The sequence below is a fragment of the Chlorogloea sp. CCALA 695 genome (assembly GCF_003003885.1).
Taxonomy (GTDB): domain Bacteria; phylum Cyanobacteriota; class Cyanobacteriia; order Cyanobacteriales; family Chroococcidiopsidaceae; genus Aliterella.
Window position 1 is genome coordinate 18,987 of the sequence record NZ_PVWN01000050.1, and the last position, 13,021, is coordinate 32,007.

A 13,021-nucleotide genomic window follows, 5' to 3' on the forward strand; every position below is an offset into this window, starting at 1 on the left:
GAGATTTTGACTTACAATCCGGCTTTAACGCAATACACTAGCAGGCATTCCTAAAATATCCTCAATGCGCGGCATTTCTTCTATTGGAATTACTCGCCCTTCGTCTTCAAAACTGGCAATTTGGTCAAAGTTGAGATAGCGGTACAAATTGTCAGCAAAAGGATTAATTTTATTCGCCACAACCTCCATATATTCCTGCACTGTGGGAATTCGCCCTAACATGGCACAAACTGCCGCTAATTCCGCCGAACCAAGATAAACTTGCGCTCCTTTGCCCATGCGATTATTGAAGTTGCGTGTTGAAGTCGAAAATACTGTTGTCCCATCTCCTACCCGCGCCTGATTGCCCATACACAAGCTGCATCCAGGCATTTCTGTTCTCGCACCCGCCGCGCCAAAGGTGCTGTAAACTCCTTCTTCTTTTAACTGATGTTCGTCCATCCGCGTTGGGGGACAAATCCACAGCCGAGTTTTGACGGGTGGTTCCCCTTCTAATACCTTTGCTGTAGCGCGGTAATGACCAATATTTGTCATGCAAGAACCAATAAATACTTCCTGCACCGCATCCCCGGCTACTTCTGATAGTAGTTTGACATTATCCGGGTCATTGGGTGCGGCAACTATGGGTTCAGTAATATTGTTCAAGTCAATCTCAATAATCTCTGCGTACTCCGCATCGCTATCAGCTTCCATAAGTACCGGATTTGCTAACCATTGCTCCATTTTGGCGACGCGACGCATGATAGTACGAGCATCTTCATAACCCCGCGCTACCATATTTGTCATCAGCGCAATATTAGAACGCAGATACTCAGATACAGTTTCAACACTCAACTTAATCGTACATCCCGAACACGATCGCTCGGCAGTGGCATCAGTAAGTTCAAAAGCTTGCTCTACCTTCAAATCGGGCAATCCTTCAATCTCCATAATTCGCCCAGAGAAGATATTTTTTTTGTTCTCCTTAGATACCGTCAATAAACCTTTTTGGATGGCTATATAAGGAATTGCATTCACAACATCTCGCAGCGTCACTCCTGATTGCAATTGTCCCTTGAACCGGACTAAAACTGACTCCGGCATATCTAAAGGCATTAATCCCAACGCCCCAGCAAAGGCGACTAAACCCGAACCTGCGGGAAAGGAAATCCCCAAGGGGAAACGGGTATGAGAGTCGCCACCAGTACCTACAGTATCGGGTAACAACATCCGATTGAGCCACGAGTGAATAATTCCATCTCCAGGGCGCAACGCAACGCCGCCCCGTTCTGCCATAAAATCGGGTAACTCGTGATGGGTTTTAATATCTACAGGTTTAGGATAAGCGGCGGTGTGACAGAAACTCTGCATAACTAAATCAGCGCTAAAACCAAGACAAGCAAGCTCTTTGAGTTCGTCACGGGTCATTGGACCTGTGGTATCTTGAGAACCTACCGTAGTCATAATTGGTTCGCAGGATGTACCAGGGCGTACTCCTACAAGTCCACAAGCTTTACCGACCATTTTTTGAGCTAGGGTGTAGCCTTTACCTGTGTCTACGGGCGAACGAGGACGAATAAATATAGAACTAGGTTCAATTCCTAACGCTGTTCTAATTTTATCTGTCAAACTACGCCCAATTAATAGCGGGATACGTCCCCCAGCCCTAACTTCATCGGCGATTGTATCGGGTTGGAGGTTGAAAGTAGAAATTACTTCCCCAGACTCGCTCGTAATTTCGCCTTTGTAGGGATAAATAGTAACAATCATCCCGGTTTCTAGCTTAGAAACGTCGCATTGAATTGGTAAAGCGCCGGAGTCTTCAGCAGTATTAAAAAAGATTGGCGCGATCGCACTTCCTAATATATACCCACCAGAACGCTTATTTGGCACGTAAGGTATATCTTGCCCAATGTGCCACAATACAGAATTTATCGCCGATTTACGCGACGAACCCGTACCCACTACATCGCCTACGTAGGCTACAGGATGTCCTTTTTGCTTCAATTGCTCGATAGTTTCTAACGCCCCTGGCATCTTTGATTCCAGCATTACCAAAGCGTGCATCGGAATATCGGGGCGGCTTGTGGCGTGAGGCGCGGGAGAAAGATCGTCTGTATTCGTCTCTCCCGGTACTTTAAACACTGTTACTGTAATCTTTTCAGCTAAAGGGGGACGATTTGTAAACCACTTCGCTTCTGCCCAAGCATCAATGACTTGTTTAGCATAGGTATTAGTTTCTGCTAAATCAAAAACATCGTGGAAAGCATCGTACACTAAAACTGTATGACTAAGAGCTTTTACCGCCGCTTTAGCAATTTGTTCATCCTTCGATGACAGCAAATCTACCAAACTCCGCACGTTATAGCCGCCGAGCATAGTTCCTAATAATTCTATGGCATAGATAGGCGAAACTAAAGGGCTGCTAATTGTACCCTTGGCAATTCCTGTCAAAAATCCAGCTTTTACATACGCCGCCGGATCTACTCCTGGGGAAATGCGATCGCGCAATAAATGCAATAATGTTTCTTCTTCCCCTATTGGTGACGCTTTCAGTAGTTCGCACAACTCGGAAGTTTGCGGCGCATCTAAAGGTAATGGAGGAATATTTAATTCTGCTCTCTCGGCGGTATGCTGACGATATTCTTCAAGCATTCTTGTAACTCCTCTCTTTTTTTATATCTACTGCCAGATTAGCGCTGCTGCTGACATGATTACGGTTTGTCATGATACTTCTCAAACTAAATCCCTAGGAAGTCGCGGTACAATTATTTTTTAAAGCTGTAAGGGCGCTACTCCTACTTATTTCTATATGCCTCAAACTTACACTGTTCAAATTCTCCACGCCGGGACAACTCATACAATCCAAGTTCCCGAAGACCAAATTATTCTCAAAGCTGCTGCTGCTGCTGGTTTAGAGTTTCCAAATTCTTGCAATGCTGGCGTTTGTACTACTTGCGCCGCTCAAATTTTAGAGGGAAGTGTAGAACAAAGTGAAGGTATGGGTATTAGCCTAGAACTTCAACAACAAGGTTATGCTCTACTTTGCGTCTCCTATCCTCGGTCTAACTTAAAAATTGAGACAGAAAAAGAAGACCAAGTTTATCATTTACAATTTGGTCAGTTCCAACAATAGCCCTTAATTTATGACTACCCACTTCATCACCGCCGAAATTAACCTACAAGAAACCCCCGCCCAACTCCACAAAGCTATTGAGTCAGAATTGGCAAAACAAGGAGAACCCTTGCGCTGGGCGATTACATCGGTAAATGTCCAAAAGCAAACCGCTACGATTGAAGCTGTTGTTACTTTAGAATCACCTCGCGCGTGAATCATCCTTACACCGTTGTTTTAATTATACCAACCGGAATTGGGGCAGCGATTGGCGGCTATGCCGGGGATGCTTTACCTGTTGCTCGTGCCATTGCGTCAGTATGCGATCGCCTGATCACCCATCCTAATGTCCTCAATGGCGCTCAATTATACTGGTCAATGCCTAACACTCTTTATGTAGAAGGCTATGGGCTTGACAAATTTGCCTCGTTATGCTGGGGCTTGCATCCAGTGCGTCAAAATCGGATCGGGTTAGTTCTTGACCGGGGAATTGAACCAGAATTACAAGTTAGGCAACTTCAAGCTGCCGAAGCTGCTAGAGCAACTTTAGGACTATCTCTAACGGATTACGTAATTACCGATACACCATTAAACGTAGAATTACGCACTTCAAAATCAGGAGCAAGTTGGGGAACTGTTGAAAATCCCGACAGTTTGTTACGCGCCGCCAAAAAATTAATTGATATTGGGGCAGAAGCGATCGCCGTTGTTGCCCGTTTCCCTGATGATATTGATAGTGTTGCTCTGGAGCAATATCGTCACGGGCAAGGAGTAGACCCCTTAGCAGGTGCAGAAGCGGTCATTAGTCACTTAGTAGTTAGAACCTTTAAAATCCCTTGCGCCCATGCTCCAGCCTTATTACCATTGCCTATAGACCCAAATATATCACCGCGCTCGGCGGCAGAAGAACTAGGTTATACCTTCTTACCCAGCGTACTTGTAGGCTTAAGTCGCGCTCCTGGGTTTACAACCGAACCTACTTTTAGTAACGATATTTGGGCAAAAGAAGTTGATGCTGTGGTAGTACCAACAACGGCTTGTGGTGGTAGCGCGATTTTGAGTTTGAGTAATAGCCAAGCCCAAATAATTACCGTAAGCAATTCTACGCAAATGCTCGTTCCTCCAGCACCGCTAGGCATTAAAGCAATTGAAGTAAACTCGTATTTAGAAGCAATTGGTGTTCTGGTAGCTCATAAAGCCGGGGTAGACTTAGCTAGTTTTAACCCCACCATTTCACCTTTAAATTGCCTATCGGTAATGTAAAAAATTAATTTTTTGTTGTACTTTCCCTGATTTCAATCTTAGATACTAAATATTAAGCCCCCCTTTTGCCAGAAATAGCGGCAATTTAAAAAATGTCTTCCATTACTCTAGAAATTCTGCTCCTTGTCCTGTTGATCGTTGCGAATGGCATATTTTCCATGTCGGAAATGGCGATTATTTCCTCGCGGAAGGTAAGGCTGCAAAATATGGCAAACCAAGGCAATAAAAAAGCCCGAGTTGCCCTAGACTTAGCTGAGTCTCCAAATAGATTTTTGTCTACAGTCCAAGTGGGCATTACCCTAATTGGCATTTTAGCGGGTGCTTTTGGGGGCGCTACTATTTCTGAAAAACTAGCCCAAAATCTAGATCAAGTTCCTTTGTTAGCCCCCTACAGTCAAGGGTTATCTTTTGGCATAGTGGTTATGGCTATCACTTACCTATCTTTGATTGTGGGCGAACTTGTCCCTAAACGCCTAGCTTTGAATAATCCCGAAGTAATTGCCGCTACCGTAGCAATGCCTATGAAGGCGATTGCCGCTTTTGCTTCCCCAGTAGTACATTTACTTAGCGCTTCAACCGACTTGGTACTGCGAATCATAGGTATTGGCCCATCTACCGAACCCCAAGTAACTGAAGAAGAAATCAAAGTATTAATCGAGCAAGGTACAGAAGCCGGGATGTTTGAAGAAGCAGAGCAAGACATGGTAGAGCGGGTTTTTAGATTAGGCGATCGCCCTGTTAGTGCTTTAATGACACCCCGCCCCGATATTGTTTGGCTGGACTTGGAAGACTCCCCCGAAGAAAACCGTAAAAAGATGATGGATAGCGCCAATTCTCGCTTTCCCGTCTGTCAAGGGGGTTTAGATAATGTTTTAGGTATTATGCCTGTTACAGACTTATTAGCCCGTAGTTTATCGGGGGAAGCCTTAGACTTAACAGTTTCTTTACGTCAGCCCGTATTTGTCCCTGAAAGCACTCGCGGCTTGAAAGTGCTGGAATTATTTAAACAAACCGGGATTCATATGGCACTTGTAGTCGATGAATACGGCGTGATTCAAGGTTTAGTAACTTTAAATGACATTTTAGTAGAAATTGTTGGCGATGTTCCTTCCGCCGACGAATTAGACGATCCTCAAGCAGTGCAACGAGAAGATGGTTCTTGGCTGCTAGACGGAATGCTACCAGTAGATGAATTTTTTAAAATTTTTGCAGTTAATGACTTTCAAGGCGAACATCGCGGTAGCTATCAAACCTTGGGTGGCTTTGTAATTACCCATTTGGGGCGCATTCCCAACGCCGCCGATCATTTTGAATGGGATGGGATGCGATTTGAAGTGATGGATATGGATGGCAATCGCGTTGATAAAGTTTTGGTAGTTCCAGCGCAAACGTCCTCAGATTTGCACTTGTCTGATTAAATTGATGCTCGTGAGATAACTTTATATTTTTTTCAGTAAAGATACTGTACTGCTTTACCTATTCCTACTGCTATTAATTAGATAAGGCTACCAAATAAAAGATTGTTTTAGAGACGGGTTGGCTCTAATCCAAAGCTCTAAGCTGTAGCTTGACAATTAAGATAATTTTATTGTTTACTCGCTTCCCTTAAACCTAACTAAACTTAACTAACTATTATGAACACTTCAGTTGCTAACTTTGGTCAAACCTCTAACTGTCAGTCTATCGATATTAATATTTGGTTAGATAGAGGTAACGACCTTGCGAATCGGGGTAATTACGCAGAAGCTCTTACCAACCTTGATGAAGCTGTGACAGTTCAACCCCAAAATAATGCGGCTTGGGTACTGCGAAGCGTAGTTTTAATCCATCTCAACCGTTACTTAGATGCACTCAATAGTTGCGATCGCGCTTTGGAAATTGATAACAGCGATAAACAAGCTTGGTTATTTCGCGGTGCAGCATTAAATCATTTGGGTCGTTATAACGAATGTTATGCCAGCTACGATAAATCTTTGGGAGTCGAGCGGCAAACTCTACGCCAAAAACTTAGCCTCAAACTCAAAGGACTATGGCGTAATTCTTCAGAAGTAAAACCCCCTCAAGTTGGCAATATTTCTCCTCAACTTTAATTTTTTTACAGAATTTTTAAGTATAAAAGCTTAGACCTCTCTCTTTGCGAGAGGCATATTAATACATACACAATAAATTTAATAAAAAGATTTTTATTGTTCGCTTAAAGTGTGAATTTTTAGTTGAAATTGGGCAAACTAAAGCTACATACCGTAAATTTTTTAAAAAATAGTGTTGAAAACTGAAATACAGCAAGTCAAACATTTATTTGTAATTGAAGACAACGAAGGTAAACGAGCAGTTAGCTTAGAAGCTGCTATCTATTCAATTGGTCGTAGTGCGACTAATTCCATAGTGCTGCACTCTCACTTGGTGTCACGACAGCACGCTAGTTTGGTGAGAGTAACAGAGAACCCGCCCTTGTTTCGGCTCGTTGATGGCAATTTACAAGGTGTACGCAGTACAAACGGTTTAATAGTTAACGGTCAACTTTGCTTCGAGCGCGAACTTAGCCATCAAGATGAAATTATCTTCGCAGATAATGTTAAAGCGTGGTACTACGCAACGGCAGATGACTTAAAAATAATTTTAGGGGATACAGAAAAAAAAGTTGCAAAAGTAGCAAGCGCAAGTACAATGATTGGTGTAGAAAGACAAATAGCAAATTATAATGATGCTGCACTGCTTAAATTAGCATCTTTTCGTGAGCCAATAGCTAGTCCAATTATTGAAATCGATCTCGCTGGCAATATTACTTATATTAATCTCTCGGCGATCGCACAGTTTCCAGACCTACAAGAGACTAAGCTGCAACACCCACTGCTAAAAGAAATAGTGCCAATTGTCAAAAATGGTCAAGAAACATTTTTTGTCCGGGAAGTAGAAATTGGCAGCAAAATATTTTCCCAATCAGTACATTATATTGCCACTAGCGGTTTAATTAAAAGCTACATTGTTGATATTACTGAAGGTAAGCATACTGAACTTGCCCTGCGTGAAAGCGAAGCTAAAAATCGAGCTTTATTAACCGCCATCCCCGATTTGATGCTGCGGCTCGATAAAAATGGCAATTGTTTAGATTATCTACCTGCAAAAACCATTTATAACTCCGTAAACGATCGTAACAATGAGTGCGTAATTTTACCTCCAGAAGTAATAATTCAGAGGATGCAGTACGTCAGCAAAGCCTTACAAACAAACGAAACTCAAGTTTTTGAGTTTCAACTTTTAGTTAAGGATGTTGTGCGCCATTACGAAACAAGAATTGTAGGTAATGGCGAAAATGAAGTTTTAGCAATAGTACGAGATATTAGCGATCGCATTATTGCCAAAGCTGAAATAAAACGCAATAAACAGGAGTTAGAATTTCGCGTTGAAGAACGTACCAAAGAACTGCGAAACGCCAACAACCAATTGCGTAGAGAGATCGGTTCTCGCGAAAAAGTTGAAGAAGAAGTACGTTTTCTCCAAACCATGACCCAAGCAATCGGGGAATCAACAAACTTTCACTCGGCATTGGGAGTAGCACTGCGCTTAGTGTGTGACTTTACAGGGTGGGCTTTTGGGGAAGCATGGATACCCACTGGCGGCGCTCTTGAATGCAGTCCAGCTTGGTACAGAAATACTCAAAATCTCGATAAATTTAGACTGGAAAGTGAAAAAATAAATTTTTTGCCAGGGGTAGGATTACCGGGGCGAGTTTGGTCATCCAAGCAACCAGAGTGGATGCAAAACGTGTCCACGGCAAAAGACACAGCTTTTTTACGCAAATCTGGCGCTTTAGAATCTGGTTTCAAGTCTGGGGTAGGTATTCCCATTATCGCCAGCGATCGCGTTTTGGCAGTTTTAGTCTTTTTTATGTTTACCGCCGATGACGAGAACAAGCACTTAGTCAAGCTGGTTTCTACAGTAGCAAGTCAATTAGGGGCGTTAATTCAACGCAAGCAAGTAGAAGCCGCCTTATTTGATAGTGAGGAGCGTTTTCGGCTATTAGTAGAGGGGGGAAAAGATTATGCTATTTTCATGCTCGATCAAGAGGGAAATGTTATTAGTTGGAACACGGGAGCCGAACGAATCAAGGGCTACAAATCCGCAGAAATTTTAGGCAAGTCTTACTCTTGTTTTTATACGGAAGAAGATAGAGCAATCGGCAAGCCAGAATACTTTTTGCACTTAGCTCAAGTAAACGGTCAAATCGAAGATCAAGGCTGGCGGGTATGTAAAGATGGTTCGCGGATTTGGACGGATGCCCTGATTACCGCTCTAAAAGACCAAAACGGACAACTGCGCGGTTTTTCTAAAGTGGTACGCAATATTACAGAAACTAGGCACAGTCAACAAGCTTTGCAAGAAAGCGAACAGCGTTTGCAAGCAATATTAGACAACTCTATAGCTTTGATTTACGTTAAAGACCTTCAGGGTAGATACATTTCAATCAATTCTTGGTTTGGAATTATTTTTAACGTTCACAGAGAAGAAATTACAGGTAAAACTGACTATGATATTTTTCCTCAAGAAATGGCTGATACCTATCGGGCAAATGATTTAAAAGTAATAGAAACTAAAAGCTATTTAGATAGGGAAGAAATTTACCCTCATCAGGGTGAACTGCATACCTATCTTTCGATCAAGTTTCCCCTGTTTGATGCGGTAGGGCATATTTATGCAGTCTGCGGTATTTCTACCAATATTAGCGATCGCAAACGGGCAGAAAATGCCCTAAATTTAAGTTTATCTACAAATAGAGCTTTGCTTGACGCTATTCCTGATGCAATGTTTCGGATTAGTTTTGAGGGGATTTTTGTCAATTTCAAAGCGGTAAAAAATAATCCTTTACCTCTACTTACTCAAGAATTTTTGGGCAAAAGTTTGTACGAGGTATTTCCTGAAGAAGTGGCTAATCCGATGATGGATTGCATCCAGTTGGCTTTAATTACCAAAAATATGCAGGTTTTTGAATACCAGTTGCTATTAGATCACAATTCCTTAGACTACGAAGCGCGAATTGCTGTTAGTGCAGAAAATGAAGTCATGGCTATCATTCGTGACATTACCGAGCGCAAGCAAGTAGAAACAGAGATTCGCAACGCTTTAGAAAAGGAAAAAGAACTGGGCGAACTCAAATCTCGGTTTGTAACTATGGCATCTCATGAGTTTCGTACTCCCTTGGCGACAATTTTTTCTTCTAGTGAGTTGCTGGAACATTACAGTCATAAATGGACTGAGGAGAAGAAACTTAAGCACCAGTACCGGATTCAATCTAGCGTAAAACATATGACTAATCTGCTGGATGACGTGCTACTAATTGGTAAAGCTGAAGCTGGAAAATTAGAATTTCAACCAAAACTGCTAGATATTAGCCAGTTTTGTCGCGACTTGGTAGAAGAAGTGCAAGTTACAACCCAATCTCATACTATTAACTTTTGCCCTCAAGACCAGTTAGACAACTTTAACGGGCTGATAGATGAAAAATTACTCCGACACATTATCACTAATTTGCTGACAAATGCGGTAAAGTATTCGCCCCATGGCAAAGAAGTAAATTTTAATTTAAAATGTGATCGCAATCAGGCAACTTTTGCGATTCAAGACGGGGGGATTGGTATTTCTATAGAAGACCAACAACTGTTGTTTGAGTCTTTTCATCGCGGTAAGAATGTTAGTAATATTCCTGGTACAGGATTAGGTCTTGCGATCGTTAAAAAGTCTGTGGATTTACACCAAGGCACAATTACTGTAGAGAGCCAATTAGAAGTTGGCACAACATTTACCGTTACACTACCATTAAACCAGTAAATATAAAAAAATGAGTAAAATTTTAGTAATTGAAGATGAGTCCGCAGTAAGAGCGAATATTTTAGAATTGCTTGAAGCGGAAGATTTTGAAGCGGTAGGGGCTGAAAACGGCTTTATCGGTGCAATGTGGGCGCAGGAAAATTTGCCAGACTTAATTATCTGCGATGTAATGATGCCAGAAGTTGATGGCTATGAAGTTTTGAGCGCTTTACGTCAAGTACCAGAAACCGCCGCAATTCCGTTTATTTTCCTAACAGCAATGGCAGACAAAACAGATATCCGCCAAGGGATGAATTTGGGAGCGGATGATTATTTGACTAAGCCTTTTACAAGAGCAGAATTGTTAGGAGCTATGGCTTCGAGGTTGAACAAACACGGAGTTGTGATGAAGCATTATCAAACTGAACGTGATCGCGCGGAAAGTTTACAAAAAAAAGTAATTGAACTTCAGCAATACGTTGAAAATCAAGAGGAGGTGCTTCAGCAACTACAGCAAGAACTGCGTAATAGTGTACCAAAAATTACGATGGCAATTGGGTTCCTCAAGAGTATACAACCAGGAGCTAGGCGCGATCGCTGCATTGAAATTTTGCAACAATCTTGCCAAGCGGAAATTGCTTTACTCAATCAACCTAATTTGCAAAAATTCCTAACTCCTGAAGACCTGGCGCTGCTGCGTCAACTAAATTTGATTAGTGCCACCTCTGTTTCACAGAATAATAGCTAATTATTTAATCAACTTTTAAAATTAACTATACTAAAGAACAGCATTATGCAGCCCCATAGCAATATAGTCTGGGGCGATCACGTTTTGTGTTTTTTAAACTTTAGCAAGTATCTGTTCTCTGATTTGATCTACCAACTGATGCAAATTACCTATATTGAGTCGATAGCTTAAAGGATGAGCAATTAGCCGCGCGGTGCTGGTAAATAACGTTTCAATTTCGATTAAGCCATTTTCTTGTAAAGTCCGCCCCGTAGAAACTAAGTCAATGATCGCTTCCGACATTCCAGTAATTGGTCCTAACTCTACAGAACCATAAAGCATTACAATCTCTATAGGCAAATCTAGACTATCGAAGTAGTCTTTAGCGCAGTGGACATACTTAGAGGCAACTCTACCATGTGGAGGCAATTCTAGAGCCGAGCGGTATAAGCTAGATTGTTTCACCGCCACCGATAACCGACAAAGCCCGAATTGTAAATCGATTAAATTAGCAACTTGTGGCTGTTTTTCTTGCAATACATCATAACCAACAATACCAAGTTGCGCTTGACCGTATTCTACATAGACTGGAACATCTTGCGCCCTGACGAGTAATGCTTTGGCGCTAAGAGTAGGATCGCAAATTTGCAATTGTCTATTATTTGAATCGAGAAAAGCACTAAAATCTAGTCCCACTGATTGTAATAAACGGATGCTATCTTTTAAGAGTGAGCCTTTAGGCAATGCGACAGTAAGCATAATTAAGAAGTAATATATTGAAGCTTCGGGCATAATAATAGCCCAAATGCGATCGCCTAGGAAATGCAAATACTGCTAGTTGATGATGAAGTTGAATTAACAGATCCTCTTAGTCGAGTGCTAAAGCGTGAAGGTTACAATGTTGATGTAGCCTATGATGGAGCAGCCGGAAGCGACCTTGCAGCTAAAAGTAGGTACGATTTGCTGATTTTAGATTGGATGCTACCGCACAAAACCGGATTAGAGATTTGCCAACAAGTACGCCGCGCGGGACAAGCTACCCCAGTATTGTTTCTTACAGCCAAAGATACGATAGATGATCGCGTGCAAGGATTGGACGCAGGCGCAGACGATTATTTAGTTAAGCCTTTTGAACTAAGGGAATTATTAGCACGAGTCCGGGCGTTATTGCGTCGTTCGGCCTCTGACAGCGCGATCGCCTATTCTCAACGGCTAAGGGTGGCAGATTTGGAGTTAGACTGTGAAAACCAGCTAGGCTATCGCCCTGGGCGCAGCATTGAGCTATCGGAAAAAGAAACTCAATTACTAGCATATTTGATTGAAAATAGCGGTCAATTGCTCACTCACGCTCAGATTTATCAACATTTATGGTCTGAGGAGGGTGAACAACCCAGTAGTAATGTGTTAGCTGCTTTAATTCGTTTACTGCGCCGCAAAATTGAAGTGTCGGGGGAAATTCAATTAATTCATACGGTGTATGGTAAAGGCTATCGATTTGGCGAGAATAGTTAGATTAATGTGCGATCACTCTTTATTTAGGAGAAGTTACTGTTATATTTGCATTTAGCTGAGAGGGTGACTGTTGAATCAGTCTCATTAATAGGCGTAACCCTTCATTAACTGCGCCAGAATCTGGAAAAATTGCCGCTACATCAGGATCTAGCTGGATTAGAGTAGATTTTTTGCGTCCTTGACCGCGAGCTACAACCGGAAGTTTGGTAAAGTCGTATTCGGGGCGTAAATCATCATCTTCAAAGGTCTGACTCATAAGCTTTGCGTTCAGAGCGAGTAACTGGACGGGCGCTAATTAGGCGTGTAGTGCTGGCACGTTCAGTATAAGCAACAACCAACAATCGCCCTTTCGCTGATTCTCCCATAATTATAAAACGTTGTTCTCGAAGCGAGTGTTCTGGATCTTTAAAGGTTAAAAACAGTGGATCGTCAAAAACAGAAGTGGCTTCATCAAAAGAAACATTATGTTTGATCAGGTTACTTTCAGCTTTTTCATCATCCCAATCAAACAACATAGCTCTGATTCGCAACGATTTATTTTCCGGCGTTGCTGAATCGAGGGATGAATGACTAAGCACGATCAGGAATAGGGACATCTCCAAACTTGAGGTAATGAATCA

General features: G+C 42.1%; 12 protein-coding genes. 8 read left to right on the plus strand and 4 right to left on the minus strand.

Translation table 11 applies throughout. From position 1 onward, the window contains the following. Positions 1–24: 24 nt before the first annotated feature. Positions 25–2,634 carry a bifunctional aconitate hydratase 2/2-methylisocitrate dehydratase gene (gene acnB / locus C7B70_RS19375; protein ID WP_106370642.1) on the minus strand — a complete coding sequence of 870 codons (2,610 nt, stop codon included), beginning with the start codon at positions 2,632–2,634 and terminating at the stop codon, positions 25–27. Positions 2,635–2,791: 157 nt separating this feature from the next. Between acnB and C7B70_RS19380 the strand changes: the two genes are divergently transcribed. From C7B70_RS19380 to C7B70_RS19410, 7 genes are all read left to right on the plus strand, one after another. Then, positions 2,792–3,115 carry a 2Fe-2S iron-sulfur cluster-binding protein gene (locus C7B70_RS19380; protein WP_106370643.1) on the plus strand — a complete coding sequence of 108 codons (324 nt, stop codon included), beginning with the start codon at positions 2,792–2,794 and terminating at the stop codon, positions 3,113–3,115. 10 nt (positions 3,116–3,125) lie between these two features. Continuing rightward, complete coding sequence (locus C7B70_RS19385; RefSeq protein ID WP_106370644.1) at positions 3,126–3,311, plus strand: hypothetical protein; 186 nt, start codon at positions 3,126–3,128, stop codon at positions 3,309–3,311. Further along, a complete protein-coding gene (locus tag C7B70_RS19390; protein ID WP_106370645.1) occupies positions 3,308–4,357 on the plus strand; it encodes a DUF3326 domain-containing protein in 1,050 nt (349 codons plus the stop codon). Before C7B70_RS19385 ends, C7B70_RS19390 begins: the two co-directional genes overlap by 4 nt. Before the next feature lie 92 nt (positions 4,358–4,449). After that, positions 4,450–5,775, plus strand: a complete 1,326-nt coding sequence (locus C7B70_RS19395) for a hemolysin family protein (protein WP_106370646.1) — start codon at positions 4,450–4,452, stop codon at positions 5,773–5,775. 216 nt (positions 5,776–5,991) lie between these two features. Further along, on the plus strand, positions 5,992–6,447 hold the full coding sequence (locus C7B70_RS19400; RefSeq protein ID WP_106370647.1) for a tetratricopeptide repeat protein: 456 nt from the start codon (positions 5,992–5,994) through the stop codon (positions 6,445–6,447). A gap of 175 nt (positions 6,448–6,622) precedes the next feature. Next, positions 6,623–10,183, plus strand: coding sequence for a PAS domain S-box protein (locus C7B70_RS19405; protein WP_146134099.1), 3,561 nt, complete (start codon positions 6,623–6,625; stop codon positions 10,181–10,183). A 10-nt stretch (positions 10,184–10,193) separates the two neighbouring features. Continuing rightward, entirely contained in the window at positions 10,194–10,910 is a 717-nt protein-coding gene (locus C7B70_RS19410; RefSeq protein ID WP_106370649.1) for a response regulator transcription factor, read from the plus strand. A 93-nt stretch (positions 10,911–11,003) separates the two neighbouring features. On the opposite strand, the gene hisG is transcribed toward C7B70_RS19410, so the two are convergent. After that, positions 11,004–11,648: an ATP phosphoribosyltransferase gene (gene hisG, locus C7B70_RS19415; RefSeq protein ID WP_106370654.1), complete on the minus strand. Its 645-nt coding sequence runs from the start codon at positions 11,646–11,648 to the stop codon at positions 11,004–11,006. A gap of 63 nt (positions 11,649–11,711) precedes the next feature. On the opposite strand from hisG, the gene C7B70_RS19420 reads away from it, so the two are divergent. Beyond that, positions 11,712–12,401, plus strand: a complete 690-nt coding sequence (locus C7B70_RS19420; protein ID WP_106370650.1) for a response regulator transcription factor — start codon at positions 11,712–11,714, stop codon at positions 12,399–12,401. 19 nt (positions 12,402–12,420) lie between these two features. Here the strand turns inward: C7B70_RS19420 and C7B70_RS19425 are convergent, their stop codons facing one another. Together C7B70_RS19425 and C7B70_RS19430 are read right to left on the minus strand one after the other, a co-directional pair. Continuing rightward, the gene (locus tag C7B70_RS19425) at positions 12,421–12,657 is read right to left on the minus strand and encodes a hypothetical protein (RefSeq protein ID WP_106370651.1); all 237 of its coding nucleotides are present in this window, start codon (positions 12,655–12,657) and stop codon (positions 12,421–12,423) included. Further along, positions 12,641–12,997 (minus strand): BrnT family toxin, encoded by a 357-nt coding sequence (locus C7B70_RS19430; protein ID WP_369831916.1) that lies wholly within the window; start codon positions 12,995–12,997, stop codon positions 12,641–12,643. Before C7B70_RS19430 ends, C7B70_RS19425 begins: the two co-directional genes overlap by 17 nt. Positions 12,998–13,021 lie beyond the last annotated feature (24 nt).

Coding starts and splice junctions, on each gene's coding strand:
- C7B70_RS19430 (WP_369831916.1), bottom strand. CDS start 12,997: ATGTCCCTATTCCTGATCGTGCTTAGTCATTCATCCCTCGATTCAGCA.
- C7B70_RS19380 (WP_106370643.1), top strand. CDS start 2,792: ATGCCTCAAACTTACACTGTTCAAATTCTCCACGCCGGGACAACTCAT.
- hisG (WP_106370654.1), bottom strand. CDS start 11,648: ATGCTTACTGTCGCATTGCCTAAAGGCTCACTCTTAAAAGATAGCATC.
- C7B70_RS19400 (WP_106370647.1), top strand. CDS start 5,992: ATGAACACTTCAGTTGCTAACTTTGGTCAAACCTCTAACTGTCAGTCT.
- C7B70_RS19425 (WP_106370651.1), bottom strand. CDS start 12,657: ATGAGTCAGACCTTTGAAGATGATGATTTACGCCCCGAATACGACTTT.
- C7B70_RS19410 (WP_106370649.1), top strand. CDS start 10,194: ATGAGTAAAATTTTAGTAATTGAAGATGAGTCCGCAGTAAGAGCGAAT.
- C7B70_RS19395 (WP_106370646.1), top strand. CDS start 4,450: ATGTCTTCCATTACTCTAGAAATTCTGCTCCTTGTCCTGTTGATCGTT.
- C7B70_RS19420 (WP_106370650.1), top strand. CDS start 11,712: ATGCAAATACTGCTAGTTGATGATGAAGTTGAATTAACAGATCCTCTT.
- acnB (WP_106370642.1), bottom strand. CDS start 2,634: ATGCTTGAAGAATATCGTCAGCATACCGCCGAGAGAGCAGAATTAAAT.
- C7B70_RS19385 (WP_106370644.1), top strand. CDS start 3,126: ATGACTACCCACTTCATCACCGCCGAAATTAACCTACAAGAAACCCCC.